29 protein-coding genes are annotated in these 25,802 nt (G+C 36.3%); 8 read left to right on the forward strand and 21 right to left on the reverse strand.

Features of this window, described 5'->3' with window-relative positions; genetic code table 11:
- Positions 1-2 precede the first annotated feature (2 nt).
- The 7 genes from ftsY to LB449_RS09060 form a co-directional block, all read right to left on the reverse strand.
- On the reverse strand, positions 3-962 hold the full coding sequence (ftsY, locus tag LB449_RS09030; RefSeq protein ID WP_224454778.1) for a signal recognition particle-docking protein FtsY: 960 nt from the start codon (positions 960-962) through the stop codon (positions 3-5).
- Between the two features lie 105 nt (positions 963-1,067).
- The gene (locus LB449_RS09035) at positions 1,068-1,220 is read right to left on the reverse strand and encodes a DUF4295 domain-containing protein (RefSeq protein WP_224454779.1); all 153 of its coding nucleotides are present in this window, start codon (positions 1,218-1,220) and stop codon (positions 1,068-1,070) included.
- Between the two features lie 3 nt (positions 1,221-1,223).
- Positions 1,224-1,406 carry a 50S ribosomal protein L33 gene (gene rpmG, locus LB449_RS09040; RefSeq protein WP_164004590.1) on the reverse strand — a complete coding sequence of 61 codons (183 nt, stop codon included), beginning with the start codon at positions 1,404-1,406 and terminating at the stop codon, positions 1,224-1,226.
- 22 nt (positions 1,407-1,428) lie between these two features.
- Entirely contained in the window at positions 1,429-1,668 is a 240-nt protein-coding gene (rpmB, locus tag LB449_RS09045; protein WP_224454780.1) for a 50S ribosomal protein L28, read from the reverse strand.
- A gap of 84 nt (positions 1,669-1,752) precedes the next feature.
- Positions 1,753-3,000, reverse strand: a complete 1,248-nt coding sequence (locus tag LB449_RS09050; RefSeq protein WP_224454781.1) for a competence/damage-inducible protein A — start codon at positions 2,998-3,000, stop codon at positions 1,753-1,755.
- A gap of 3 nt (positions 3,001-3,003) precedes the next feature.
- The gene (locus LB449_RS09055; protein ID WP_224454782.1) at positions 3,004-3,618 is read right to left on the reverse strand and encodes a fumarylacetoacetate hydrolase family protein; all 615 of its coding nucleotides are present in this window, start codon (positions 3,616-3,618) and stop codon (positions 3,004-3,006) included.
- Between the two features lie 11 nt (positions 3,619-3,629).
- Positions 3,630-4,400, reverse strand: coding sequence for a 3'-5' exonuclease (locus tag LB449_RS09060; protein WP_224454783.1), 771 nt, complete (start codon positions 4,398-4,400; stop codon positions 3,630-3,632).
- Between the two features lie 152 nt (positions 4,401-4,552).
- On the opposite strand from LB449_RS09060, the gene LB449_RS09065 reads away from it, so the two are divergent.
- Positions 4,553-4,981 carry a BLUF domain-containing protein gene (locus LB449_RS09065; protein ID WP_224454784.1) on the forward strand — a complete coding sequence of 143 codons (429 nt, stop codon included), beginning with the start codon at positions 4,553-4,555 and terminating at the stop codon, positions 4,979-4,981.
- Between the two features lie 97 nt (positions 4,982-5,078).
- Here the strand turns inward: LB449_RS09065 and LB449_RS09070 are convergent, their stop codons facing one another.
- Both LB449_RS09070 and LB449_RS09075 read right to left on the reverse strand, forming a co-directional pair.
- Complete coding sequence (locus LB449_RS09070; RefSeq protein WP_224454785.1) at positions 5,079-6,035, reverse strand: transketolase family protein; 957 nt, start codon at positions 6,033-6,035, stop codon at positions 5,079-5,081.
- 138 nt (positions 6,036-6,173) lie between these two features.
- Complete coding sequence (locus LB449_RS09075; protein ID WP_224454786.1) at positions 6,174-7,019, reverse strand: transketolase; 846 nt, start codon at positions 7,017-7,019, stop codon at positions 6,174-6,176.
- 141 nt (positions 7,020-7,160) lie between these two features.
- On the opposite strand from LB449_RS09075, the gene tgt reads away from it, so the two are divergent.
- From tgt to LB449_RS09100, 5 genes are all read left to right on the forward strand, one after another.
- Complete coding sequence (tgt, locus tag LB449_RS09080; RefSeq protein ID WP_224454787.1) at positions 7,161-8,291, forward strand: tRNA guanosine(34) transglycosylase Tgt; 1,131 nt, start codon at positions 7,161-7,163, stop codon at positions 8,289-8,291.
- Between the two features lie 9 nt (positions 8,292-8,300).
- Entirely contained in the window at positions 8,301-9,377 is a 1,077-nt protein-coding gene (locus tag LB449_RS09085; protein ID WP_224454788.1) for an LptF/LptG family permease, read from the forward strand.
- Positions 9,378-9,450: 73 nt separating this feature from the next.
- Complete coding sequence (locus LB449_RS09090; protein WP_224454789.1) at positions 9,451-10,404, forward strand: acetyl-CoA carboxylase carboxyltransferase subunit alpha; 954 nt, start codon at positions 9,451-9,453, stop codon at positions 10,402-10,404.
- Positions 10,405-10,569: 165 nt separating this feature from the next.
- Positions 10,570-12,114: a replicative DNA helicase gene (gene dnaB, locus LB449_RS09095; protein ID WP_224454790.1), complete on the forward strand. Its 1,545-nt coding sequence runs from the start codon at positions 10,570-10,572 to the stop codon at positions 12,112-12,114.
- 81 nt (positions 12,115-12,195) lie between these two features.
- Positions 12,196-13,380, forward strand: coding sequence for an asparagine synthetase B (locus LB449_RS09100; protein WP_394372312.1), 1,185 nt, complete (start codon positions 12,196-12,198; stop codon positions 13,378-13,380).
- A 4-nt stretch (positions 13,381-13,384) separates the two neighbouring features.
- Here the strand turns inward: LB449_RS09100 and lptB are convergent, their stop codons facing one another.
- The 5 genes from lptB to LB449_RS09125 are packed head-to-tail and all read right to left on the reverse strand — an operon-like array spanning position 13,385 to position 16,983.
- Positions 13,385-14,140, reverse strand: coding sequence for an LPS export ABC transporter ATP-binding protein (gene lptB / locus LB449_RS09105; protein ID WP_224454792.1), 756 nt, complete (start codon positions 14,138-14,140; stop codon positions 13,385-13,387).
- Positions 14,137-14,802, reverse strand: coding sequence for a hypothetical protein (locus LB449_RS09110; RefSeq protein ID WP_224454793.1), 666 nt, complete (start codon positions 14,800-14,802; stop codon positions 14,137-14,139). Before LB449_RS09110 ends, lptB begins: the two co-directional genes overlap by 4 nt.
- Before the next feature lie 9 nt (positions 14,803-14,811).
- Positions 14,812-15,171, reverse strand: coding sequence for a carboxymuconolactone decarboxylase family protein (locus LB449_RS09115; protein ID WP_224454794.1), 360 nt, complete (start codon positions 15,169-15,171; stop codon positions 14,812-14,814).
- A 2-nt stretch (positions 15,172-15,173) separates the two neighbouring features.
- Positions 15,174-16,019: a twin-arginine translocase subunit TatC gene (gene tatC / locus LB449_RS09120; protein WP_224454795.1), complete on the reverse strand. Its 846-nt coding sequence runs from the start codon at positions 16,017-16,019 to the stop codon at positions 15,174-15,176.
- Between the two features lies 1 nt (position 16,020).
- A complete protein-coding gene (locus tag LB449_RS09125) occupies positions 16,021-16,983 on the reverse strand; it encodes a KpsF/GutQ family sugar-phosphate isomerase (RefSeq protein WP_224454796.1) in 963 nt (320 codons plus the stop codon).
- An 89-nt stretch (positions 16,984-17,072) separates the two neighbouring features.
- Here LB449_RS09125 and recQ point away from each other — a divergent pair, with 89 nt between their 5' ends.
- Entirely contained in the window at positions 17,073-19,256 is a 2,184-nt protein-coding gene (gene recQ, locus LB449_RS09130; RefSeq protein ID WP_262901854.1) for a DNA helicase RecQ, read from the forward strand.
- A gap of 78 nt (positions 19,257-19,334) precedes the next feature.
- On the opposite strand, the gene ctlX is transcribed toward recQ, so the two are convergent.
- The 4 genes from ctlX to LB449_RS09150 form a co-directional block, all read right to left on the reverse strand.
- Positions 19,335-20,267 (reverse strand): citrulline utilization hydrolase CtlX, encoded by a 933-nt coding sequence (gene ctlX / locus LB449_RS09135; RefSeq protein WP_224454797.1) that lies wholly within the window; start codon positions 20,265-20,267, stop codon positions 19,335-19,337.
- Complete coding sequence (locus LB449_RS09140; protein ID WP_224454798.1) at positions 20,267-21,178, reverse strand: dimethylarginine dimethylaminohydrolase family protein; 912 nt, start codon at positions 21,176-21,178, stop codon at positions 20,267-20,269. The genes ctlX and LB449_RS09140 overlap by 1 nt, the downstream gene beginning before the upstream one ends.
- Positions 21,179-21,241: 63 nt before the next feature.
- Complete coding sequence (locus tag LB449_RS09145) at positions 21,242-21,925, reverse strand: peptidoglycan DD-metalloendopeptidase family protein (protein ID WP_224454799.1); 684 nt, start codon at positions 21,923-21,925, stop codon at positions 21,242-21,244.
- Positions 21,926-22,003: 78 nt separating this feature from the next.
- Positions 22,004-22,432, reverse strand: coding sequence for an organic hydroperoxide resistance protein (locus LB449_RS09150; RefSeq protein WP_224454800.1), 429 nt, complete (start codon positions 22,430-22,432; stop codon positions 22,004-22,006).
- Between the two features lie 86 nt (positions 22,433-22,518).
- On the opposite strand from LB449_RS09150, the gene meaB reads away from it, so the two are divergent.
- Entirely contained in the window at positions 22,519-23,607 is a 1,089-nt protein-coding gene (meaB, locus tag LB449_RS09155; RefSeq protein WP_224454801.1) for a methylmalonyl Co-A mutase-associated GTPase MeaB, read from the forward strand.
- A 1-nt stretch (position 23,608) separates the two neighbouring features.
- Here the strand turns inward: meaB and LB449_RS09160 are convergent, their stop codons facing one another.
- The 3 genes from LB449_RS09160 to LB449_RS09170 are packed head-to-tail and all read right to left on the reverse strand — an operon-like array spanning position 23,609 to position 25,775.
- Positions 23,609-24,178 (reverse strand): phosphatase PAP2 family protein, encoded by a 570-nt coding sequence (locus tag LB449_RS09160; RefSeq protein WP_224454802.1) that lies wholly within the window; start codon positions 24,176-24,178, stop codon positions 23,609-23,611.
- A gap of 8 nt (positions 24,179-24,186) precedes the next feature.
- Positions 24,187-24,411, reverse strand: coding sequence for a hypothetical protein (locus LB449_RS09165; protein WP_224454803.1), 225 nt, complete (start codon positions 24,409-24,411; stop codon positions 24,187-24,189).
- Complete coding sequence (locus tag LB449_RS09170; RefSeq protein WP_224454804.1) at positions 24,408-25,775, reverse strand: MATE family efflux transporter; 1,368 nt, start codon at positions 25,773-25,775, stop codon at positions 24,408-24,410. Before LB449_RS09170 ends, LB449_RS09165 begins: the two co-directional genes overlap by 4 nt.
- Positions 25,776-25,802 lie beyond the last annotated feature (27 nt).

Genomic DNA, 25,802 nt, shown 5'->3' on the forward strand with positions numbered 1-25,802 from the left:
TATTATTTATTTGAAAAAAATGAATCGACAAATTCATACTTATTAAAAATTTGAAGATCATCTACACCTTCACCTACTCCAATATATTTGACAGGAATTTTGAACTGATCACTGATTCCTATGACAACTCCACCTTTTGCAGTCCCATCTAGTTTTGTAATGGCAAGCGCTGTCACTTCGGTAGCCGCTGTAAATTGCTTGGCTTGTTCAAAAGCATTTTGACCAGTAGACCCGTCTAAAACTAAAAGCACCTCATCTGGAACATTAGGAGTAACTTTTTGCATCACGCGTTTTATTTTGGTCAATTCATTCATCAAGTTTACTTTATTATGCAAACGCCCTGCAGTATCTAAAATAACCACATCCGCATCTTGTTTTACAGCACTTTGTACTGTATCAAAAGCAACTGAGGCAGGATCACTTCCCATTTTCTGCTTTACAATCGGAACACCAACGCGGTCCGCCCAAATCTGTAATTGATCAACAGCAGCAGCTCTAAAGGTATCACCTGCTCCAAGAATTACCTTTTTCCCTTTCAGTTTGTATTGCTTTGCAAGCTTGCCAATGGTCGTCGTTTTTCCAACACCATTTACACCTACAACCATAATCACATAAGGCTTTTTACCTTCCGGCAATTCTAAGCTTTCGAGTTCTCCGTTTTCGGATTCGCTCAATAAGCCTGCAATTTCTTCTCTTAATATAAGATTGAGTTCGTCTGTACCCAGATATTTATCCTTTGCTACCCTCGCTTCTATTCTGTCTATTATTTTGATGGTTGTGGTCACACCAACATCACTGGAAACAAGAATTTCTTCAAGATCGTCTAAAACACTTTCGTCTACTTTTGATTTACCGGCAACCGCTTTACTAAGTTTGCCAAAAAAGTCAGATTTAGATTTTTCCAAACCTTCATCTAACTTTTCCTTTTTCTCTTTTGAGAATATTTTTTTGAAAAAACTCATTATTTATGGATATCAAGATTAAGACTTAATTAATAACAAATATAGACAAAACAAAAAAGCCCTCGCATGGTTAGCGACGGCTTCATATATAATAAAGTCCTAAATTTAGTTGCTCTTCAGAAAATCATTGACTTCCTCTGGATTCATTATTTTTTCTACAAATACATAAGCTCCAGACTTTGGTGATTTCACCATTTTGATAGCTTTTGTAAGTCTTTTAGTTCCCGTTTGTACTGTACCAACTGATTTCTTTGCCATAACTTATTTAATTTCTTTGTGAACGGTCATTTTCTTCATGATAGGATTGAACTTTTTAAGCTCAAGTCTATCTGGAGTATTTCTTTTGTTCTTTGTTGTAATATATCTTGAAGTCCCAGGAAGTCCAGAATCTTTATGCTCTGTACATTCCATTATAACTTGAACTCTATTGCCTTTCTTTGCCATAATCTTAATGCTTTATAATCTCTTATTTAGTCAAGAATCCTTTAGCACGAGCTTCTTTCAAAACAGCGTGAATTCCTTTTTTATTGATGGTTTTTAAGATTGAAGTGGATACTTTAAGGGATATCCATTTATCTTCTTCAGGGATGTAAAATCTCTTCTTAACCAAGTTAACGCTAAATTTGCGTCTAGTTCTATTTAATGCGTGGGAAACGTTATTTCCTGACAATGCTCTTTTTCCAGTAAGCTCACAAACTCTTGACATTATATATACTTTTAGATGTTATTAAAAACAGGATGCAAATTAACGACTTTTTTCTGAATTAGAAAAAATAAATTTTACTGATTTTCAATTTTTCGAAATGACCTCATAAATCAACTCTAGGGCTTTGTTTACGGCCTTCTGTGTCACACGCTCGCGATGTTTACCAAATTGAAATTCATGAACTTGTGTCTCTTCCGGCGTGGAAATAGCTATAAAAACGGTTCCAATTTCTGCATCGCTATCACCTTTAGTAGGGCCGGCATTTCCAGTTGTCGCTATAGCAAAATCCGAGTTAAACATCGCTTTAGCTTTAATAGCCATTGCTTCTGTAATTTCAGAACTTACGACAGAATATTTCTCAATTAGCTCTTTAGGAATCTTTAAAACGTCATTTTTTGCCGACGTGGCGTAGCTCACAACAGAACCTTTAAAATATGAAGAGGCACCTGGGATTTCAGTAAATTTTGCTGCCAATCTTCCCCCTGTACAACTTTCAGCTGTAACCAAAGTTTGACCTTTAACTATAAAAGCTTCAGCTATTCTCTCCTCAAGAGTTTGCTCATCTTCGTAGCCTTTTATAATATCTCCTATGATCCTATTTAAGCTTTCTATCGCATTTTTGAGACCGGACTTCAGTTCTGCTTCATCTTCTCCTCGAGCACTCAACCTCAGCCGAACTCTCCCTAAGCTTGGCAGATAGGCGAGCTTGATATAAGGTGGTAATTGATTTTCCCAATCTTCAATTCGCTCTGCAATGGCACTTTCACCCAAACCATAAGTCAAAACTGTTTTATGAATGATATAAGGCGTTTTAAATCGATCTTGCAATCTCGGCATCGCCTGCTCTGTCAAAATGGATTTCATTTCATAAGGAACACCGGGCATAGATATATAAACCACTCCGTTTTTTTCAAACCACATTCCTGGCGCAGTGCCATACTCATTATGAAGCGTAATCGCTTGGGAAGGTATCCATGCCTGAGAGCGGTTCGCTTCAAGGATTGGGGTGTTGACGTATTTTTTGAAAATATTTTCTACATGATCCAACACCTTTTGGTCCAACACCAACTCATCATTGAAGTACTCACAAAAAGCATGTTTGGTAATATCATCTTTAGTCGGGCCAAGACCTCCTGTTATGATGATAATATTAGATCGCTTTGAGGCTTCTTCAAACGCGTTCAAGATATGAGTCTTTTCGTCTTCAATTGAAGAAATTTGATACACGTCTATCCCTATTTTGTTGAGTTGTTTGGCAATGAAAGCTGAATTGGTATCGATAATTTGACCAATGAGAATCTCATCCCCTATTGTTATAATTTCTGCTTGCATAAGTTATTTGACTTGTATTAAAAAACACGGCGAATTTTCTATAAAGCCTTCCAGAACATCGCCCTCAGAAACCTTGCCTACTCCAGCCGGTGTCCCTGTGAAAATAATATCACCAATCTTCAACGTAAAGTATTGAGACACATAAGCGATGAGTTCATCGATTTTCCAAAGCATTTCTGAAGTAGATCCTGACTGAACAACTTCTTTATTCTTCTCTAATCTGAAAGATATTGTGTTGACATCTTGAAAATTGGATTTGGGAAACCAAGATTCTCCAATAACAGCAGCTCCGTCAAAACCTTTAGCTTTCTCCCACGGCAGCCCTTTGTCTTTTAATTGATTTTGAACATCTCTTGCCGTAAAATCAATCCCTAAGCCAATGTCGTCATAATATTTATGAGCAAATTTGGACTGAATGTGTTTTCCAACTTTTTTGATTTTGACCAAAATCTCCACTTCATGGTGCACATCATTTGAAAATGACGGTAAAATAAAAGGATTGTTCTTCAACAAAATCGAAGAATCTGGTTTCATAAACACGACGGGGTGATCTGGCTTTTCGCTATTCAATTCAGAAATATGTTTAGCATAATTCCTACCAATACAAATCAATTTCATGACGGTATAATTTATTTAGTCGCTAATTTTCTCAACTTGATCGCTGTCAGCACTTTTTTTGTATAAAGCGGGAAATCTGAATTTTGGATCCAGCCAAAATAGCCTGGTTCCTTTTCGAGCACATCCTCTACTTTTTTACCTCTATGCTTTCCAAAGCCGAAAACTTCCTCATCTTTTTTATTCAAAACAATAAAGCCTGCCAAATCAGCAAACTTCTTGTGAGCGCTGTAGGTCGACAGCCATTTGGTATCATTTTCTAAATCTGGATAGCGATCGAGCTGAGATTTCAAAACTTCGTAAGTGGCATTAGTATCGGCTTCGGCGCTGTGTGCATCGGTAAGATCTTTATCACAATAAAACTTATAAGCTGCCTCCAAAGTTCTTTTTTCTTTCTTATGAAAAATAGTTTGTACGTCGACTGCATTAACCTTTTTTAAATCAAAATCGATTCCAACGCGCAGCATTTCTTCTGCTAACAATGGAATATCAAAACGGTTACTATTGTAACCAGCCAAATCACATCCTTTAATCATCTGGTTGATTTTAGGCGCTAGCTCGTCAAACTTAGGCTCGTTTGCTACATCCTCATCGCTAATCCCGTGAATGGCTGTTGTTTCCTTAGGAATTGGTATTCCTGGATTCACTTTCCAGGTGTAACTCTCTTTATTATTATTTTCAAAAACTTTTAGAATTGAGATTTCGACAATTCTGTCTTTTGAAATATTTGTACCTGTCGTTTCAAGATCAAAAAAACAGATAGGACGCGTCAACTTTAATTCCATTGTAGATATTTTATGCAAAGTTAGTATTTGAAACCAAAGAAATCCTGAATTAACTAAAATTTGAAATAATTGACTTAAGCTAGACAATGTGTATGTGTCTTGAAATTTCGAAAAAAAAAGATTAAATTACGTTCAAATCAATCCAATAATAGATGCCTTTAAAATTTGTATCCTATATAAGTTCCCAATCTCGTGTAATGACAAAGCAAAGTATTGAGGATTTCTTATTTCAGGTCAGAGATAAAAATAAACACTTAGCAATAACTGGTATTCTTTTACTAATCCAGGGAAAATTTGTTCAATACATAGAAGGTCCAGCTGAAGAAATTGATAAAGTATATGAATCTATAAGTAAGGACAAAAGGCACACTGAAATGATTATGCTGGATTCCGGGAGCTTAACAGAGCGTCAATTTAAAGACTGGTCTATGGCCTACAAGGAAGTGGATGATAAACAGATCAAAGAAATTGTAGGAAAAGAAGATCTTCACCTGGAAGATGTTTTCCTGAATGATAAAGACATTAAAAATCATCCTGTATTGACTGTATTGTACGATTTTGTAAAAACACTTTCAAGCTAAAAAACCTCCGGAAAATTCATTCCCGAAGGTTTTATAATATTATTCAGAATTTTAAATAAGGCCTCAACTAATCAACTCGAGACGTTTTTATTTTGAATTACTCTTTTCGTAAGATAACCGCTTCAGCTTTTTCTGAAATGGCTTTAGCATTCAAACCATACTTATCAAGAAGCATAAGTGGCTCTCCGCTTTCACCAAATGTGTCTTCTGTAGCTACAAATTCCTGTGGCGCTGGATGATTAAGCGCCAAAGTTCTGGCTACACTTTCACCAAGCCCTCCAAGCATATTATGCTCTTCTGCAGTCACAACACATTTTGTCTTTCTTACTGATTTTAGAATAGCAGTTTCATCAAGTGGTTTTATAGTGTGTATATTGATAACTTCTGCAGAAATGCCTTTTTCATCCAATTCCTTAGCAGCTTCTAAGGCTTCCCATACCAAATGTCCGGTTGCAATAATCGTTACATCGTTGCCTTCAGTAAGCGTTACTGCTTTTCCGATTTTAAAAGTTTGATCTACTGGTGTAAAATTGGCCACTTTAGGCCTTCCGAATCTTAAGTAAACTGGTCCATCATATTCAGCAATGGCTATTGTAGCTGCTTTCGTTTGATTGTAATCGCAGGTATTAATAACTGTCATCCCCGGAAGCATTTTCATCAAGCCCAAATCTTCTAAAATTTGGTGAGTTGCTCCATCTTCACCTAATGTTAAGCCGGCGTGAGAAGCGCAAATTTTTACATTTTTTCCTGAGTAAGCAACAGATTGTCTAATTTGATCATAAACTCTACCCGTAGAAAAATTGGCAAAAGTACCTGTAAAAGGTATTTTTCCACCAATGGTCATTCCTGCGGCAATTCCAATCATATTGGCTTCAGCAATCCCTATTTGAAAAAATCGGTCGGGGTGATTGTTTTTGAATTCGTCCATTTTGAGAGATCCTGTCAAATCTGCACAAAGTGCAACTACATCTGGATTAGATTTACCAAGCTCTGCCAAGCCAGCCCCAAATCCAGAACGTGTATCTATATTTCCTGTGTTCTTATATGTTTTCATACGCCTCCCCTAGCCCCTCCTAAGGAGGGAAATTCCGGGGTTATTTTTTAATTAATATTTTGCTTTTTATAATCTTCATGTGAAGAATGTTTTATCGAATATAGAAACCCTACCCTTTGAAAAGGTTAGGTGGGGATACTAGTAATCTCCAAGTGTCTCCGGGTTTTGTGATAAGGCAACTTCAAGTTGCTCATCATTCGGAGCTTTTCCATGCCAAGCATGAGTTCCCATCATGAAATCAACACCGTTTCCCATTTCAGTTTCCATCAAAATCACAACAGGTTGTTTTTTGCCAGTCAGGGCTTTAGCTTCCGCAAGTGTTTTCTTAATAGCTTCGATATCGTTTCCTTCTTTTAGCTCTAAAACTTTCCAGTCGAAAGCCTCAAACTTTTTCTTAAGATCTCCAAGTGGCAAAACATCATCTGTCGCCCCATCGATTTGTTTTTTATTGTAGTCTATCGTAGCGATAAGATTATCAACTCCTTTAGAACCCGCGTATAGAATCGCCTCCCAGTTTTGACCTTCTTGTAATTCACCATCGCCATGAAGGCTATAAATAAGATGTGAATCTTTATTCATTTTTTTGGTAAGGGCAGCTCCAATTGCAACAGACATTCCTTGACCTAGTGAACCCGAGGCAATTCTTACTCCTGGAAGACCTTCATGAGTTGTGGGATGACCTTGAAGTCTTGAGTCAATTTTTCTAAAGGTTTTGAGTTCTTCTACCGGAAAAAATCCTGATCTTGATAAAACACTGTAAAATACTGGTGAGATATGACCATTGGATAGAAAGAACAAGTCTTCATTTTTTCCATCCATATCAAAGTCACTGGAATACTCCATAACTTCCTGATAAAGAATTGAAAAAAATTCTGCGCATCCTAACGAGCCTCCAGGGTGGCCAGAATTGACTTGATGAACCTGACGAAGAATGTCTCTTCTGACTTGTGTAACAAAATCTTGCAAATGTTGTGTTGTTGACATGAGATATTTAAGAATTTTAAGTTGCTCAAAAGTAAGGATTTATTATAAAATACCGGTCTGTAGATTTATCAATCCGAATATACCTCAGCTGAATTAAAAGTTTGATAGAGTTGAGTATATTTGCTGGCTATTAGAATACATATGAAATTCGAATTACTAAGTAAAGATCCAAATTCTAAAGCAAGAGCAGGAAAAATTACAACAGAGCATGGCGTTATAGAAACGCCTATTTTTATGCCTGTTGGCACCATTGCTACTGTAAAAGGTGTTCACCAAAGAGAACTTAAAGAGGAGATAAATCCCGACATTATTCTGGGAAACACCTATCACCTTTATTTACGTCCAGGAACTGGCATCTTGAGAAAGGCTGGTGGACTTCATAAATTTATGAATTGGGATAGAAATATTTTAACCGATAGCGGTGGTTATCAGGTTTATTCACTTTCTGCCAATAGAAAAATTAATGAACAAGGCGTAAAATTTAAATCCCACATAGACGGCTCTACTCATCTTTTTACTCCTGAAAGCGCAGTTGATATTCAGCGAGAAATTGGAGCCGATATCATTATGGCTTTTGACGAATGCACGCCTTATCCTTGTGAGTATAATTACGCGAAGCGTTCCATGCACATGACTCATCGCTGGCTCGACCGTTGCATGACTTACATGAAAAAAACCTCACCACTATATGGTCATGACCAGACTTTATTTCCAATTGTACAGGGGAGTACTTATAAAGACTTGAGGAAACAATCTGCAGAATATATCGCTAATGTTGGTGCGGAAGGAAATGCGATTGGAGGTCTATCTGTTGGAGAGCCTGATGACGAAATGTATGCCATGACAGAAGTCGTTACCGATATTTTACCAGAGGACAAACCGAGATACCTTATGGGGGTGGGAACACCTTCCAATTTATTAGAAAATATCGCTTTAGGGGTTGACATGTTTGATTGTGTAATGCCCACAAGAAATGCAAGAAATGGTATGTTGTTTACATCTGAAGGTACCATCAACATCAAAAATAAAAAATGGGAGGATGACTTTTCAGCCATTGACCCCGCAGGCTACACCTGGGTAGATACTGAATATACTAAAGCTTACTTAAAACACTTATTTTCCGTAAAAGAATTATTGGGAAAACAAATTGCTACCATTCACAACTTAGGGTTTTACCTTTGGTTAGTGAGAGAAGCTAGAAGACAAATACAAGCTGGTACATTCAGAGCTTGGAAAGATGTTACGGTGAAAAAACTATCGGTAAGACTATAATTTTAGATTTTGAAAATAATTGACTGGTACATATTAAAGAGATACTTAGCCACTTTTGTTGCGCTCTTACTCATGTTTATTCCCATAGGGATAATCGTCAATTTATCAGAAAAGATTGATGAAATTACTGAAAATGAAGTCCCCTTAGAAGAGGTCTTGGTGTTTTATGGAAATTTCACCATCTACTTTGCCAACTTGCTGTTTCCTATTTTTCTGTTTCTTTCTATCATCTGGTTTACTTCCAAATTGGCCAACAATACCGAAATTATAGCCATATTGAGTTCAGGGATTTCCTTTTGGCGATTTTTGAGACCTTATATCATAGGAGCAACATTGGTCTGTGGAATTGCTCTGATATTTACAATGTACCTGGTTCCAAATGCCAGTCAGGGTTTTAATGAATTCAAATACCAATATTTCAAAAGAGGGAAGCAATCGCAGGAAACACAAAATGTTTACAGGCAAGTGAACGATGAAGAGTTCATTTTTGCGACAAATTTTCAGCCTAGCACCAGAACAGCTAGAAATTTCACTTTGGAACATTTTGAAAATAACGAAATGAAATTCAAAATTTCAGCCTCCAGATTAAAGTTTAATCCTGAAGATTCGATATATACGCTTAGCAATTTTGAAAAGCGGATCATTAAAGATAGAGAAGATGTCATTTTGAGAAAATCTTCTATCGATACCGTTCTCCCTTTTGAATTTGACGAGCTTACTCCGGTAGAGTATATCGCAGAAACTTTAGATTATAGAGAACTGAAAGAATTTATAGAAATAGAGAAAAGAAGAGGTTCTGCAAATATAAGCAGCTATCAGATTGTGGCCTATAAACGCTGGAGTGTTCCTGTCTCTGCGTTTATCCTAACTATTATTGCTGTATCTGTATCAGCAATGAAAAGGCGTGGTGGCATGGGCGCTAACCTTGCGATTGGAATCGTAATTGCTTTTGGATACATATTCTTGGATAAAGTATTTGGTACTATTGCTGAAAAGTCGACATTTTCTCCACTCCTGGCGGTCTGGCTTTCAAATATTTTATTTGGAATTCTTGCCATTTACCTTCTTATCAAATCAAAACGCTAATCAGTAAATTTGAGATAAACAGATATATCTTTATATATTTGTCAATTAGATTTTAAAGAAATACACTGTATTCATGGAATATTTAGATTTTGAATTACCTATAAAAGCCCTTCAGGAGCAATACGAAAAAGCTTGTGAAATCGGAGAAGATAGTGAAGTAGACGTCACCGAGACCTGCAAGCAGATAAAGTTCAAACTAGACAACAAGAAAAAGGAAATTTACTCCAATCTTAATGCATGGCAGAGAGTTCAACTTTCCAGACATCCAAGTAGACCATACACTTTAGATTACATCAATGCAATTTGCGGTAACACATTTATGGAATTGCATGGAGATAGAACTTTTGGAGATGATAAAGCGATGATTGGTGGTCTAGGAAAGATCAACGAGCAAAGCTTCATGTTCATAGGACAACAAAAAGGCTACAATACAAAAACACGACAGTACAGAAACTTTGGTATGGCCAATCCAGAAGGCTACAGAAAAGCTCTGCGCCTGATGAAAAAAGCTGAAAAATTTAACCTACCTATCGTAACTCTGGTAGATACTCCAGGAGCTTTCCCTGGACTTGAAGCTGAAGAAAGAGGTCAAGGTGAAGCTATTGCAAGAAACATCATGGAGATGAGCCAGCTTAAAGTTCCTATTATTGTGATTATTATTGGCGAGGGAGCCAGCGGTGGTGCTTTGGGTATTGCAGTTGGTGACACCATCATGATGCTTGAAAACACATGGTATTCTGTTATATCTCCTGAATCTTGTTCTTCTATCCTGTGGAGAAGCTGGGAACACAAACAAACAGCTGCGGAGGCTTTAAAATTAACAGCCACCGACATGAAAAAGCTTAAAATTATTGATAAAATCGTCAGAGAACCTCTTGGTGGTGCTCATAGCAATAGGGAGAAAACTTTTGAAATTGTAACGAACTCTATATTGAGTGAATTTGATGAATTGAAAAAGTTATCCCCAGAAGATTTGATTGAAAAAAGGATGCAAAAATTCATCGACATTGGAGTTTATTCTGAATAGACCCTACAGAGCATAATCTTACACAAAAATCCAGATAAATATTATCTGGATTTTTTTAGTTTTCCACAATTATTTGCAGTTATACACAATGCATTGTGGAAAAGGTAGAGTGTTAAGCTGAATTATTTTCCCCAAACTTCATAACCTTTTATTTACATTCGTAACATGGAAAACGCAACTCAATCATCGTATCAAACCAAGCCGAAAGGTGATGTTATAAGTCTTCAAAAAGGAAAAATACCACCTCAAGCTATTGATCTTGAAGAAGTTATATTGGGAGCGATGATGATTGACAAAAAAGGAGTTGATGAAGTCATTGACATTCTCCATCCTGATGTTTTCTACAAAGAAGCGCATAAAAATATATATGAGGCTATTATTGTACTTTTTGAAAAAGGAGATCCTATTGACTTATTAACCGTTTCCACAGAATTAAAGAAGTTAAAAAAGCTACAAGCCTCTGGAGGGGAATATTATCTGATACAATTGACTCAAAAAGTTTCTTCTTCTGCCCATATTGAATATCATTCTCGTATTGTTCTCCAAAAATATATTCAGAGGTGTTTGATAAAGATTTCCAATGAAATTATAGAAGAATCCTACGACGAAGGAACTGATGTTTTCGATCTTCTAGACCATGCTGAATCCAAACTTTATGAAGTTACCCAAGGGAATATAAAGCGATCTTCAGAAACTGCACAAAACTTGGTGATGCAAGCCAAAAAACGAATTGAAGAAATTTCTAACAAAGAAGGATTAAGTGGAGTTCCTTCCGGATTTACAGACTTAGATAAGTTGACTTCTGGATGGCAACCCAGTGACCTGGTTATTATTGCCGCGCGTCCTGGTATGGGTAAAACAGCCCTTACCCTTACGATGGCTAGGAATATCGCAGTAGGTCAAAATATACCTGTGGCGTTTTTCTCGCTTGAAATGTCTTCTGTACAATTAATCACCAGACTTATTTCTTCTGAAACTGGATTAAGTTCAGAGAAACTGAGAACCGGAAACCTCGAGCCTCACGAATGGGAACAGTTGAACGTGAAAGTAAAATCACTCGAACAAGCGCCCTTGTTTATAGATGATACACCTTCGCTATCTATTTTCGATTTACGTGCAAAAGCAAGAAGGCTTTCCTCTCAACACGGCATCAAACTTATCGTTGTGGATTATTTGCAATTGATGACCGGTGGTGGATCTCAAAAAGGAGGAAACAGAGAACAAGAAATCTCTACGATATCCAGAAACCTGAAGGCTTTGGCGAAGGAATTGAGTATACCAGTTCTTGCACTTTCTCAGCTTTCCAGAGCTGTAGAAACCAGAGGAGGTACCAAGAGACCTTTATTAAGTGACCTTAGAGAATCAGGAGCCATCGAGCAAGATGCAGATATTGTTTCTTTTATTTACAGACCAGAATATTACGATATTGATGAGTGGGACGATGATACACAATCGCCTACACAAGGTCAAGCTGAATTTATTATTGCAAAGCACAGGAATGGTGGCTTGGACAACATACGGTTGAAATTTATTGGTCATCTTGGTAAGTTTGAAAATATGGATAATTTTGATTCACCTTTTGAAATCAATTCGAGCATGAATTCTGGCAAAGCTGAATCTCCTTCATTCCCGAGTGCTGAAGATGTTTTTGGGTCCACACCTCCAAACCAAAACTTCGGAAATGAAAATGACGATGAAGTACCCTTTTAGAAAGAAAAAATGAGAGTTTTAATTTTTATAGTGATGTTATTGATAGGTTGGAACGGTCATTCCAACTTCATTTTGATTCCTATGGATTTTGAAACGCAAGACAATCATCTTAAAGCCTATGGAATCTCCTACTGGCTTTTAGAAAAAAATCAAAAAGTGCAGTGGCTTCTTAATTATAGAGGCGGTTCTTTTCTCTCACCTTTTTCTGAAGAACTCAAAAGAGAATGTACCATAAGAGGTGTCTCTTTTGAAGTAATTTCAGATACAAAATCAGAAGAAATTTTAAGAACGATAAGCAGTCCGTCTCAAAATATGGAAGCAGTGCTACTTGAAAAGGCTCCGAAGATTGCCGTTTATTCTCCACAGGGAAATGCGCCCTGGGATGATGCAGTGACCATGGTTTTGGAATTTGCTGAAATTCCTTACAAAACAATTTATGATAAGGAAGTTCTAAATGATGAATTACTTCTATACGACTGGCTTCATTTGCATCACGAAGATTTTACAGGTCAGTATGGAAAGTTTTATAGAGCCTACCGATCTGCTCCCTGGTATATCGAAGAGAAGAAAGAAGCAGAAGCATTAGCTAAATCCCTTGGATACGATAAAGTTTCTGAAGAGAAACTTGCTGTAACTAAAAAAATAAATGAATATGTGATTGGCGGTGGGTTCATGTTTGCAATGTGTAGCGCCACAGATTCATTTGATATTGCCCTATCGGCAGACGAAGTCGATATTTGCGAACCTATGTTTGATGGAGATGCTTCTGAAGCAGGATATCAAAACAAAATAGATTACTCTAAAACTTTTGCGTTTACCGATTATATTCTGGAAAGGAATCCAATGGTTTATGAATATTCTTCTATTGACATGACAGAGAAAAGGAATATTCCTAAATCTAAAGATTACTTCACCCTGATGGATTACTCTGCGAAGTGGGACCCTATTCCTACAATGCTGTGTCAGAATCACACCGCAGTTGTAAAAGGTTTTATGGGACAAACTACAGCTTTTAATCCTACTCAGATCAAATCTAATGTCCTGATTATGGGGAAAAATAAGCTTAACGATGAAGCTCGATATATCCACGGTATAAAAGGAAAAGGTTTTTTTACGTTCTATGGAGGACACGATCCTGAAGACTATCAACATCGGGTTGGTGATCCTAAAACAGAATTGGAATTGCATCCAAAATCACCAGGCTACAGGCTTATTCTCAATAATATCTTGTTTCCTGCCGCTGAGAAGAAAAAACAAAAAACTTAAATTTTTACTTAAAGATTTTTTTCTTTCTGAGTTCAAAGTTTTGACCTAGGTACACTTTTCTTACCATTTCATCATTTGCCAGATCCTCAGGAATTCCATGTTTTAGAATACCACCTTCAAACATGAGATAAGTTCTGTCTGTAATCGCTAGTGTTTCTTGTACGTTGTGGTCTGTGATCAAAATACCAATGTTTTTGTCCTTCAGCTGAGCTACAATTTTTTGTATATCCTCAACTGCGACAGGATCCACTCCAGCAAATGGTTCATCCAGCAAAATAAATTTTGGATCTGTAGCAAGTGCTCGGGCAATCTCAGTACGACGTCTTTCACCACCAGAAAGTAAATCGCCACGGTTGGTCCTGATATGGTTTAAACCGAATTCACTAATAAGGGATTCCATTTTTTCCTCGCGTTGCTTTTTGTTCAGGTCAGTCAATTCCAGGACGCTCATGATATTATCCTCAATACTCAGTTTTCTGAAAATAGAAGCTTCCTGAGCTAAATAACCGATGCCATTTTGAGCCCTTTTATACATGGGATATTTGGTAATATTGGTATCATCCAAATAAATATTCCCCCCGTTTGGCTTTATCAACCCAACAATCATATAAAAAGAAGTAGTCTTCCCTGCTCCATTAGGACCGAGAAGACCAACAATTTCACCCTGAGTAACCTCAACGCTTATGCCTTTGACAACTTTTACACCTTTATATGATTTAATAAGATTATCTGCTCTTAAGGTTGCTCGATTTGAACTCATAACTTGATTTTTCTGGAAGATTTTATACCAAAGATAATCATCTCAACAACACCTATAAGCATAATAGAATAAGCTAAAAGTTCTATACTTTCTTCAGAAGCATCCTTTACAGGCCTCATGAAGTCTCTCAATTCTACGATCTTCTCGCCGTTTTCTGAAATCACGTATTTGTCATGTGTATCTCTTAACAAATCGATCCATATTAACTTTCGCCCATAGAGTCGTGAAAAGACATGAAGTATAACAAGACCTGAAAAGAAAAAGGCAAATCCATAAGTTTTAGAAATAGAGGCAATTTCCAAAATCAGTTTTTTCCAATTCCTGATAACCATAATCAGAACAACTATAACTATAACAAGCGAAATTACTTGCCAGGCTTTATCAAAAAGCTGAGTGTTCAGCCAAAAATCAAACTCTCTTACAAAATGAACTCCCAGAAATCCAGAAAGTGTTAAGTTAAAAATTTTAAAGTTTTTAGCTTTTGAAGAAAATCTAATAAGTAATAATGCGCTGATCAGTAATAATACTTCCTGAGTAATTTCAATTAAAGAATCTTCTTTCACTTCACCTACAGCAAAATCAAATTGTATGGACAAAGACATCAAAAACATAAGACCTGCGTAAGCAAAAAGTCTAGCAATAAGTGGATATAGGGCTTTCATAGATTAAATTTATTCTGTTTTACCAAATTTATTTTCCAAAGCTTCCCAATATTCAAAAGCTCTTCTCAAATGAGGTATGACTATAGTGCCACCTACAAGTGTTCCAATACTCAAAGCTTCCACAACTTGCGCTCTTTCAAGACCTTCTTTATAGGAAGATTCTAAATGATATTTTACACAATCATCACATCTTAAGACCAATGAAGAGACTAAACCTAAAAGTTCTTTGGTTTTCACATCCAAAGCACCCTCAGTAAAGGAATTGGTGTCCAGATTAAAAATCCGCTTCAAGACTTTATTGTTTTCTTCTAAAATCTTACCGTTCATCCTAGCTCTATACGCCTCGAATTCGTCAACTAAATCAATCATAATTATTTATTTGTTTTTTGCTTTTCTTGTTTACGTTGTTTTCTTAATACTAGTTTTGAGATTAAAATACTGATTTCATACAAAATCAAGACTGGGATAGCAACAATTACCTGACTTGCGATATCTGGCGGAGTAATCAATGCTGAAATAATCAATATAAAAACCAATGAATACTTTCTGTTTTTCTTCAAAAATTCTGGCGTGACTAAACCTACCTTAGTAAGGAAGTAGATAATCACTGGTAACTCAAATATAAGTCCGCTTGCCAATACAGAGGCTCTTACAAGTCCTATATAACTACTCAGGTCAAAGTCATTGAACACAACCTCACTCACGGTATAGCTACCCAGAAAATTTATGGATAACGGAGTGATGACATAATATCCAAATAATACGCCCAGTAGAAATAAAAATGAAGTCACAAAAATAAAACCTCTACCAGATTTTTTTTCTGAAGACTCTAGTCCAGGAGCAATAAAAGCCCAAAACTGATAGATGACGTAAGGAAATGATATGATAAAACCAGCTGTTATAGATGTCCAGATGTGAGCGCTAAACTGTCCCGCCATGGTTCTACTTTGAATTCTAAACGGAAGATCGTCAAAACAGAAACTTTCCTGAAGATTAAGATATTCTGAAATAGTACAAAGTAAACTATAGGTATAAAAATCTGCGTTTTTTGGACCAAAGATGATCACATCAAAAATGAAAGATTTCATTGCAAAAGCTATTGCACCAGCAACTAATATTGCCAATACAGCCTTCAATAAATGCCATCTCAATTCTTCAAGATGATCCAAAAAAGACATATTGTTTGGATCTTTTCTTGTCTTCGATTTTTTTGCCATATTAGATAATGCCTTCTTTTACGAGATTATGAAGATGAACAATTCCGGCATATTCTCCAGAATTTACAGCTATAAGTTGAGTGATGTCATTATTTTCTAAAAGCTCCAAAGCATCTATTGCCATTGCAGAATTTTTAATGGTTTTAGGGTTTTTAGACATGATATCCTTAGCCTTGAGTTTGGTAAAATCTTCTGTGGAACTTAACATTCTTCTCAAATCACCATCGGTTATAATTCCTACAACTTTTCCGTTTTCCAAAACTGCAGTCACTCCCAGCATGTTTTTAGAAATTTCAACTATCACATCTTTTGTGGTCGTTTCTGGAGACACCTGAGGTTTCATATTTTGTGAAGTAATATCACTCACTCTTAAGTAAAGAGTTTTACCTAATGATCCTCCAGGATGAAATCTTGCAAAGTCATCACTGGAAAATCCTCTCAACTTAAGTAAACACACAGCTAAAGCATCTCCGAGTACAAGCTGAGCAGTAGTACTGGTGGTTGGTGCAAGATTATTTGGACAAGCCTCTTTATCTACATAAGAATTTAAAACGAAGTCTGCTTGCTTTCCTAAAAAAGAATCTTTATTTCCAGTAATCGCTATGAGTGTGTTTTTGAAATTTTTAATGAGAGGTGCCAATACTTTGATTTCAGGAGTGTTTCCACTTTTTGAAATACAAATAACTATATCATCTCTTAGAATAGTCCCAAGATCTCCATGTATCGCATCCGCAGCGTGCATGAAAACAGCCGGTGTACCCGTAGAATTGAGCGTAGCTACAATTTTGGTAGCTATAATTGCACTTTTGCCGATACCCGTTAAAATGACACGGCCTTTAGAATTGTAAATAGCATTTACAGCATCAGAAAAAGATTTATCAATTAAATTTTCAAGATTTTCAATAGCTTTGGACTCTATGTGAATAATTTCCTTGGCATAAGACTGTATTGCTACATCTTTCATAAATTACTATGTTTAACAATTGTGCGCTCTTAAAGAATGCGTATATTTAATTTCACAAAGGTAAATAAAACATAATAGTAACTATTCAATTGGAACAAATCAATTTACATCAAGAATTAAAGAAATACTTTGGTTTTAACGAGTTCAAAGGACTTCAAGAAAGCGTTATAAAGAGCATCATTGCCAATGAAGATACATTTGTAATAATGCCTACTGGAGGTGGTAAGTCTCTGTGTTATCAACTACCAGCCTTGATAAAGGACGGAACTGCAATTGTGGTTTCTCCTCTTATTGCTCTCATGAAAAATCAAGTGGATGCCATAAGAAACATTTCAGAACACGAAGGTGTTGCTCATGTTTTAAACTCATCGCTCAACAAAACGCAAGTCAAACAAGTAAAAGAGGACATTTCCAACGGTATTACAAAATTACTTTATGTTGCGCCAGAGTCTCTTACAAAAGCAGAATACATAGATTTTCTAAAGGAAGAAAAGATTTCATTTTTAGCCATTGATGAAGCGCACTGCATTTCAGAATGGGGTCATGATTTTAGACCAGAATACAGAAATCTTAAAAATATAATTGAACGGATAGGGAGCGACATCCCCATTATTGGGCTTACTGCAACAGCTACTCCAAAAGTTCAGGAGGACATTCTTAAAAACTTGAGAATTCCAAATGCCAACGCCTTCAAAGCTTCTTTTAACAGGCCAAACCTTTATTACGAGATTCGACCTAAGACAGATGAAGTAGATTCTGACATCATCAAATTTGTAAAAAAGAATTCCGGCAAAAGTGGTATCATATATTGTTTAAGCAGAAAACGTGTAGAACAACTCTCTCAAACGCTTCAGGTTAATGGTATACAAGCCGTTCCTTATCATGCTGGATTGGATGCAAAAACAAGAAGTAAACATCAGGATATGTTTCTTATGGAAGATATCGATGTTGTAGTGGCGACCATTGCTTTTGGTATGGGCATTGACAAACCAGATGTACGTTTTGTTATACACAACGATATTCCTAAAAGTATTGAAAGCTACTACCAAGAAACAGGAAGAGCCGGCAGAGATGGTGGAGAAGGCCATTGTATCGCTTACTATAATCATAAAGACATTGAGAAGCTGGAAAAATTCATGAGTGGTAAACCCATTGCTGAACAAGAAATTGGCCACGCCCTACTACAAGATGTGGTTGCTTTTGCTGAAAGTTCCATATCTCGGAGGAAATACATTCTGCACTATTTTGGAGAAGAATTTGACAATGAAACTGGTGAAGGCGGTGACATGGACGATAATGTGCGGTACCCAAAAACCAAGAAAGAGGCCAAAGAGGATGTCAAGCTTATTTTGAAAACAGTAAAAGAAACAGGGCAACTTTTTAAATCTAAGGAAATTGTTCATACCCTTTCTGGTAAAACTAATGTTCTTATAAAGTCCAATAAGGCAGATACTCTAGAAATTTTTGGAGTAGGAAAAGATAAACCAGCTAGTTATTGGACAGCCTTACTCAGACAAGTAATTATATCTGGATTTCTTAAGAAAGAATTGGTATCCTATGGTGTTGTAAAATTACGGCCTGAAGGAGAAGAATTTCTGAAAAATCCTACTTCTTTCATGATGACAGAAGACAATGATTTCAGCCAGGTTACTAGTAGTACATCTTCACAACCTACAGGAGGAACTGATGAGAAGTTGCTCAAAATGCTGAAGGATTTACGTAAGAAGATTGCTAAACGTAAAGAAGTTCCACCTTTCGTCGTCTTTCAAGATCCTTCTCTTGAAGATATGGCTTTAAAATACCCTATAAGTAAGGAGGAACTTGTCAATATTCATGGTGTTGGTGAAGGAAAAGCTAAAAAATTTGGAGGTGAATTTATAAATCTTATTCAAAACTACGTAGAAGAGAATGATATTTTAAGACCAGATGATCTGGTAGTTAAAAGCACAGGTGCCAATAGTGCAAATAAGCTTTATATTATCCAGAATATAGATAGAAAACTTCCACTCACAGATATTGCTCAGGGTAAAGGATTTGAGATGAAAGATTTTATCAAGGAGATGGAAGCCATTGTCTTTAGTGGCACCAAACTCAATATCGATTACTGGCTGGACGATCTTTTGGACGAAGATCAACAAGAAGAGATTCATGAGTATTTCCTGGAAGCAGATTCAGATAGTATCAATGAAGCTATAGATGAATTTGACGGTGATTATGATGAAGAAGAATTGAGGCTATATAGAATCAAATTCATAAGCGAAGAAGCAAATTAAAGTTAATCCCATTTCAAATATTACAAAAAACCCCAACTTGAATAAGTTGGGGTTTTTTGTAATATTATTTAGTCTATGCTAGTCAACTTTAGGTATAAAAACCTCTGCAAGCATACATCTTGCACTGCCTCCTCCATGAGTTTCTATGGTTGATAAATCACTACTTAAGATTTTAGAATATTTCTCTATAGCTTGAATTTGCTTATCAGTAAGTGAATTATAAGCTGCTTGACTCATTACTGTATATTTAGCCTCTTTACCCTGGACCTGCAGCATATTTCCAGCAAAATTATTCATTTGCTCTTCAGAAATTGTAATGATCTCTTTACCATCCTGAGTAAGGCTGTCAGCCACAAGTTTTCTCTCTTTTTTATCATCGATAGTATCCAGGCAAATCACGGCAAACTCTTGGGCTACGCACATCATCACATTGGTATGATAAATTAACAAACGCTCTCCCTCATGTGTTTGGTGGGCTTTAAAAATTATAGGTGTATATTCAAAATCTTCACAGAATTCAATAACTAAATCTTCATCAGCTCTTGGTGACAGAGCGCAGTAAGCTTTTCTATTTTCTCTATCCAAAATTAAGCTTCCTGTACCCTCTAGAAATACATTTTCCATTTCAGCAGAGGTGTAGTCTACAAAATTTCTGATGAGATGGCCTTCTGCTTCAATTCTTTCAAAAACATCTTCACGTCTTTCCTTACGTCTATTCTTGGCAAACATTGGATATAAAGCCACATCTCCATTTTCATGGAAAGACACCCAATTGTTTGGAAATATTGAATCTGGCGTATCCTGGCTTGCAATATCATCGATCACAATAATATTCACGCCAACTGCTTTTAGTTTATCCACAAAGGCATCAAATTCATCTTGTGCTTTTTTATTGACAGTCGCTTTGAGATCGCTTGTAGATTTCTGAAAGTAATTATTGACAGCTGTTTCTTCATTCATTCTGAAGATTACTGGCCGAATCATTACTAAAGTATCTGTAATTTGTTTCATTATTCTCTTATTAATGGTAAAGTCGAGCATCTTAAAAGGCCCTCTTGTTTGGCAATTTCTCTATAATTCACAGTTTCAACTAGAATCTCTTTAGATCTTAGCCATTCATTTAAACGCGTAAAATATTCATCGGAAATCACTACAGTTTCTGATATAGAAAAAATATTGCTATTCATATCATACATCTCTTGAGCATTGATTTCAAAAACATTTTCTTTTCCGTAAAGGTCGATCAACCACTGGTACTCTTCCTCTTCCAGAAACCCGTTTTTATGAATAATTGCATAGTTATTTCCTACTGGCTGAAAACAGCAGTCTAAATGTAATGCATTGGCTTTGGGATCTGTGTTAGACTTTCTTAGGTTAAAGGATTTTACTTTTTTATCCGGAAACAATTTCTGCAATTCTTCAACCGCCTCAACGTTTGTTCTCGCTGTTATGTAGTCTGAATAATCCTCTCCTCTGTAAGTCCCTACTAATATGCTATCGCCGTGTGGCATTACATCACCACCTTCAATATGGCAGTGTTCAGGAAGTCTTATCTTTTTATCAGAATCGATTTTATCCAAGATATGTTCTATAGCCTTGATTTCTTTTTCTCTATCTGGGAGAATATTGGCGAATATAAATTTATCTTCTATGACAAAACCAATATCTCTGGAAAAGATTTGATTGTAATCATTTAAGATATCTGGCCTTAGAACTTCAACATCATGTTTTTTGAGAATATCGGCTACAGACTCTATTTCTTTTATCATATCTTCTTCTTCCGGGTAGGTCCCTTCTTTGATATGTTTTATGGATTTAGGGTCGTAAGCATCCTCCAACTTTGGTTGATCGCCAATGGAATTGGCAACACCCAGAATCACAGTTTTTAACCTTGAGGTCTCATTAGAAATATGTAGTTTCAATGTAGTTTATTTTTTGTGCAAATATACTCACTTAGAAATAAATCCTTGAACTATTGTTAAAAATCAAACTCTAAAATTGAGTAAAATATTAGGATCTGGACAGTTCTTTTTATAGAATTCTAGATCTTCCTGGGAAGAAACCCCTGGATAATCGCCGTAATAATCACCGATATCCATTATAATTTGAAAATGCAAGTGCGGAGCATAATTCCCATTGACTTCATTACTTCCAAGAAAAGCGATTGGTTCGTCTATGGTGACTTCCTCTCCTACATGATGTATTTCCAAAGATTCTCTTGATAAATGACCGTAAAGCGAATAAAACTTTTGGTCTTTTAAATGATGTTCCAGAATTATCGTAGGCCCATAATCTCCAAAATTCAAATTATCCTTTTGACTATGAATTTTTCCAGGTAATGGAGTGAAAACTGGTGTTCCTGCTTCTACCCACACATCTATACCAAGATGAACATTTCGTTTATGGGAATGAGAGTTGTCACCAAAATATGAGCTTCTGTCATATAAACTTCTCTTTTCCAAATACCCACCATAGGCGGCTTTCGCATTTTGATTTTTTAAATAATCTTTCAAATAAGCCTGGAGAGCAAATTCAGCTGATAAATCAATTTTAAGCTCTGAAGTTTTTGTATCTGAAAGGTCGAGTGAAACGTAATTAGATTCAGAAAAAGAGGGACCTAAAATAGAAAAGAATGTGTTGTTAATATGGTCTTTTATCAAATTCAGCATAATGTGAAACCTTATGTATTAAACTAACAAAACCCCAATAAAATTGGGGTTTTAATATTATTCAAAAATAGATAATTTTTACTCGTCTCTTAAGACATTAAGTGTAACATCCATATTATCTCGTGTTGCTCGGGAAAATGGACATACTTCATGAGCCTCATTAACCAAGGTCTCTGCCGTCTTAATATCATCCACACCTGGCAAGTAAGAATCTAATACCGCTGAGAGGAGAAGACCTCCTTCGTCTTCTTTATTGATACTGATATGAGCCGTAACGCTAAAATCTCCTAAATCGACTTTGTGTTTTTCGGCAACCAGGCTCAAAGCACTTCCAAAACATGCGGAGTAGGCTGATCCAAAAAGTTGCTCAGGATTGACTCCCTCACCACCATCACCACCAAGACCTTTTGGCATGCTCAACGGCATATCTATAGGACCATCTTCAGTTTTTACATGGCCTTTACGACCTCCAGTTGCTGTAGCTTTCGCAGTATAAAGTGTTTTCATGAGTTTAAATTTTAATTTAATCGAATATACTAACTACACGACCTTAGTGAAAAAATGAATTCATAAATTTGTACTAAATGTAAATTATGTCTCTGTCCAAAAATAAAAAATCTGCGCTTCAGGAAACCAAAAGTGATCCGAGTTTAAATTTGAGTCAAACCTCAGCTGAGCGCATTAAAAATTTAAGACGACAATCTAGAGATATCAAAAAATTGACTGAAGGCATTTTAAGTGGAAATAAGACAGATTTAAGTCAGGCAATTACACTTATCGAGAGCCAAAGTCAACGCCATACCGTAGACATAAAAACTATAATATCTACTTGTTTACCTCATTCCAATAACTCACTGAGAATAGGTATCACTGGGGTGCCAGGAGTAGGAAAAAGCACATTTATAGAGCAGCTAGGTTTATTGCTGGTCAACAAAGGTCATAAAGTGGCTGTCTTGGCTGTAGATCCGTCTAGTTCGGTCACGAGAGGGAGTATTCTTGGAGATAAAACCCGGATGGAAAAATTGGTTCAGCATCCCATGGCTTATATAAGACCTACAGCCTCGGGTGAATCTTTAGGCGGAGTAGCTAGAAAAACCCGTGAAAGCATTTTGCTTTGCGAAGCCGCTGGGTATGACATACTTCTTATAGAGACAGTAGGAGTTGGACAGAGTGAAACTGCAGTGCATAGCATGACAGATTTCTTCTTATTATTAAAACTCGCTGGTGCTGGTGATGAATTACAAGGCATCAAACGCGGCATCATAGAAATGGCAGATGCCATTGTCATCAATAAAGCAGATGGAGATAATATAAAAGCAGCCAAAAAGGCTAAAGTTGAATTCAATAGAGCTTTACATATGTACCCTTCAAAGTCCAATGGTTGGGAACCTAAAGTAAAACTAGCCAGTGCCTTGCAAAATGAAGGAATTGACAAGGTTTGGAGAATGCTTGCTGACTATTTTGAAAAGGCTAAAAAAAATGGATATTTTGAAGAAAAACGAGCTCATCAAAATAAATTCTGGCTCACCCAAACCATAGAGGATACTCTCAAAAAAGAGTTCTATCAGAACGAAATCATCAAGAATGAATTTCCAGAAGTTCTAAAGAAAATTCATAATCAGGACTTAAGCCCTTTTGAAGCAGCTGAGTATCTTTTGAAAAAAGCAAAAATTCAGGAATAAGCTATTGAACTGTATCAAATCTTGATTTTAAATAGCTATGTAATTTTAAAAATAAATACCCTGTTAGAATACCAAGCGAAGCACCAGTTATAATATCTCCCGGATAGTGTACACCCACATAAATTCGGCTGTAGGTAACCATAAAAGCCCAGAAAAATAACCAATAAAAAGCATATTTATAATAGGGCCTTAGAAGATTTGAAACTAAAGTTGCCACAGCAAAAGAACTGATAGCATGCCCAGAAAAATATCCGAATTTGCCGCAGCGTTTCGCTAAAAATCGACCATATTCAATAAAAGGTTCGTTACATGGCCTCAGCCTTTCAAAAGTGTCCTTAAAGAAATTTGCCAATTGGTCTGTGAAAGTTATCATCAATCCCACTACAAGGACAGTGATTAGCAAGCCTTTTAATTTTATTTTTCGATAAATCAGGATCAAAAGAATCCCATATAGTGGATATGAAGTTTCCTTTTCTGTCAATAATACCCAAAACCAATCCCATTCTTTAACCCCAAGGTTATTGAGAAAAAGGAATAATTCTCTGTCTAAAGTCTGAAGTTGTTCTATCATAAACTATTCTATTGGTAACGATCCACTTCTCTATCGTAAAACTCTGAAGCTTCTTTGATTAAATTATTGGTCTCCTCTACCATTTCTTCCTCGTTTTCAACATCAAATTCCTCAAGCCATTCAATTTCATCTGTCTTAAGATCTATGATAAATCTTGGAAACTCTGTATGAATTATGAATATAGACTCAGGAAAATCGGTATTGTCACCCAATATAAATCTTGGTAATTTCATGATTGTAATAATTTAGTTTCGCCAAAAGTATGAATTTGTTTCTTGGAGAGCATATTAAATCTGATATACAACATAATAGCAGAAGCAGTAAGACCAGAAAGCAATCCAAGCCAAATACCAATGCTTCCCAACACCTCCTCTTTTCCAGTAAAATAAGATACTGGAAGGCCAATAAGCCAATAGGCGATAAAACAAAGCAAGGTTGGAATTTTTACATCTTGCAACCCTCGTAATGCTCCTAGAATTGCAACTTGCAGACCGTCGCTTAATTGAAAAAGTGCTGCTACAATAAGTAACTGGGAGGCAAGTAAAATGACTTCAGTGTCATCTATATATAGTGTAGGCAGAAATCCTTTCAAAAGGATAAAACCAATAGCAAAAACACCTTCGATAAGAAAAACCTGTAGGAAAATAGAAAACGCTACATCTCTTAGGGTTTTAAATTGGCGTTTACCTTTTTGATTGGCTACTCTTATCGTTGCAGTTACGCCAAGCCCTACAGCAATCATGAAGGTCATAGAGGCCAGGTTAAGAGCTATCTGATTTGCAGCCTGAGGTTTGGTCCCTAAAGTTCCAGCCAGAAGTACAGTTGCCGTAAAAATTCCTCCTTCAAAAAGCATTTGCAAGGCCGTAGGAAAACCAAGATTGATTAATCTTTTAAAAATGGCCCTATCCAGAGATTTTTTCATTAAAACAAAATAAGGCTTCAGTTTAGGTCTCCTGCTTAAGATAAGATATAGTAAAATCAGCATAAAAACTCTTGAAATCAATGTACCGATCGCAGCTCCTTCCAACTCCAGGCGTGGGAAAAACCATACTCCATAAATCAGTAAGTAATTGAATATTACATTCACAATATTAGCCAAAATCGTGGCATACATGGCATATTTGGTCATCGAAAGCCCGTCTGCAAATTGCTTAAATCCTTGAAAAATCATAAGTGGAATGAGTGAGAACGCCACAATATCTAAATAAGGTAAAGCGAGCTCAACAACATCTTTTGGCTGATCCAGATGATGTAATATAGGCTTTGCTAGCAATAACAATAAAAACAAAACAATACCATTGACTGTACACATGACCAGGCCATGTTGAAAAAAAACACGCCCTTTGGTTGTATCCCCTTCTCCATCTGCTTCGGCAATAAGTGGAGTAATAGCGAAGCTGAATCCAATACCTAGAAAAAGTGCGAAAAATATAAGTGTATTCCCTAATGAAACAGCAGCTAGGGGCGCAGCTCCAAGTTTTCCAATCATTAAGTTGTCAACAAACCCAACAAGGACATGTCCGAGTTGACCTAGCATTATCGGAAATGCCAGACTGAAATTTTTTGAAAACTCCCTGGTGTAAATAGATAAATTCAAAAGTCTTTTTATTTTTCGAAAGGCAAA

It is taken from the genome of Psychroflexus lacisalsi (assembly GCF_020164495.1).
Lineage (GTDB): Bacteria > Bacteroidota > Bacteroidia > Flavobacteriales > Flavobacteriaceae > Psychroflexus > Psychroflexus lacisalsi.

Coding starts and splice junctions, on each gene's coding strand:
- ftsY (WP_224454778.1), bottom strand. CDS start 962: ATGAGTTTTTTCAAAAAAATATTCTCAAAAGAGAAAAAGGAAAAGTTA.
- LB449_RS09035 (WP_224454779.1), bottom strand. CDS start 1,220: ATGGCAAAGAAATCAGTTGGTACAGTACAAACGGGAACTAAAAGACTT.
- rpmG (WP_164004590.1), bottom strand. CDS start 1,406: ATGGCAAAGAAAGGCAATAGAGTTCAAGTTATAATGGAATGTACAGAG.
- rpmB (WP_224454780.1), bottom strand. CDS start 1,668: ATGTCAAGAGTTTGTGAGCTTACTGGAAAAAGAGCATTGTCAGGAAAT.
- LB449_RS09050 (WP_224454781.1), bottom strand. CDS start 3,000: ATGCAAGCAGAAATTATAACAATAGGGGATGAGATTCTCATTGGTCAA.
- LB449_RS09055 (WP_224454782.1), bottom strand. CDS start 3,618: ATGAAATTGATTTGTATTGGTAGGAATTATGCTAAACATATTTCTGAA.
- LB449_RS09060 (WP_224454783.1), bottom strand. CDS start 4,400: ATGGAATTAAAGTTGACGCGTCCTATCTGTTTTTTTGATCTTGAAACG.
- LB449_RS09065 (WP_224454784.1), top strand. CDS start 4,553: ATGCCTTTAAAATTTGTATCCTATATAAGTTCCCAATCTCGTGTAATG.
- LB449_RS09070 (WP_224454785.1), bottom strand. CDS start 6,035: ATGAAAACATATAAGAACACAGGAAATATAGATACACGTTCTGGATTT.
- LB449_RS09075 (WP_224454786.1), bottom strand. CDS start 7,019: ATGTCAACAACACAACATTTGCAAGATTTTGTTACACAAGTCAGAAGA.
- tgt (WP_224454787.1), top strand. CDS start 7,161: ATGAAATTCGAATTACTAAGTAAAGATCCAAATTCTAAAGCAAGAGCA.
- LB449_RS09090 (WP_224454789.1), top strand. CDS start 9,451: ATGGAATATTTAGATTTTGAATTACCTATAAAAGCCCTTCAGGAGCAA.
- dnaB (WP_224454790.1), top strand. CDS start 10,570: ATGGAAAACGCAACTCAATCATCGTATCAAACCAAGCCGAAAGGTGAT.
- LB449_RS09100 (WP_394372312.1), top strand. CDS start 12,196: ATGGATTTTGAAACGCAAGACAATCATCTTAAAGCCTATGGAATCTCC.
- lptB (WP_224454792.1), bottom strand. CDS start 14,140: ATGAGTTCAAATCGAGCAACCTTAAGAGCAGATAATCTTATTAAATCA.
- LB449_RS09110 (WP_224454793.1), bottom strand. CDS start 14,802: ATGAAAGCCCTATATCCACTTATTGCTAGACTTTTTGCTTACGCAGGT.
- LB449_RS09115 (WP_224454794.1), bottom strand. CDS start 15,171: ATGATTGATTTAGTTGACGAATTCGAGGCGTATAGAGCTAGGATGAAC.
- tatC (WP_224454795.1), bottom strand. CDS start 16,019: ATGGCAAAAAAATCGAAGACAAGAAAAGATCCAAACAATATGTCTTTT.
- LB449_RS09125 (WP_224454796.1), bottom strand. CDS start 16,983: ATGAAAGATGTAGCAATACAGTCTTATGCCAAGGAAATTATTCACATA.
- ctlX (WP_224454797.1), bottom strand. CDS start 20,267: ATGAAACAAATTACAGATACTTTAGTAATGATTCGGCCAGTAATCTTC.
- LB449_RS09145 (WP_224454799.1), bottom strand. CDS start 21,925: ATGCTGAATTTGATAAAAGACCATATTAACAACACATTCTTTTCTATT.
- LB449_RS09150 (WP_224454800.1), bottom strand. CDS start 22,432: ATGAAAACACTTTATACTGCGAAAGCTACAGCAACTGGAGGTCGTAAA.
- meaB (WP_224454801.1), top strand. CDS start 22,519: ATGTCTCTGTCCAAAAATAAAAAATCTGCGCTTCAGGAAACCAAAAGT.
- LB449_RS09160 (WP_224454802.1), bottom strand. CDS start 24,178: ATGATAGAACAACTTCAGACTTTAGACAGAGAATTATTCCTTTTTCTC.
- LB449_RS09165 (WP_224454803.1), bottom strand. CDS start 24,411: ATGAAATTACCAAGATTTATATTGGGTGACAATACCGATTTTCCTGAG.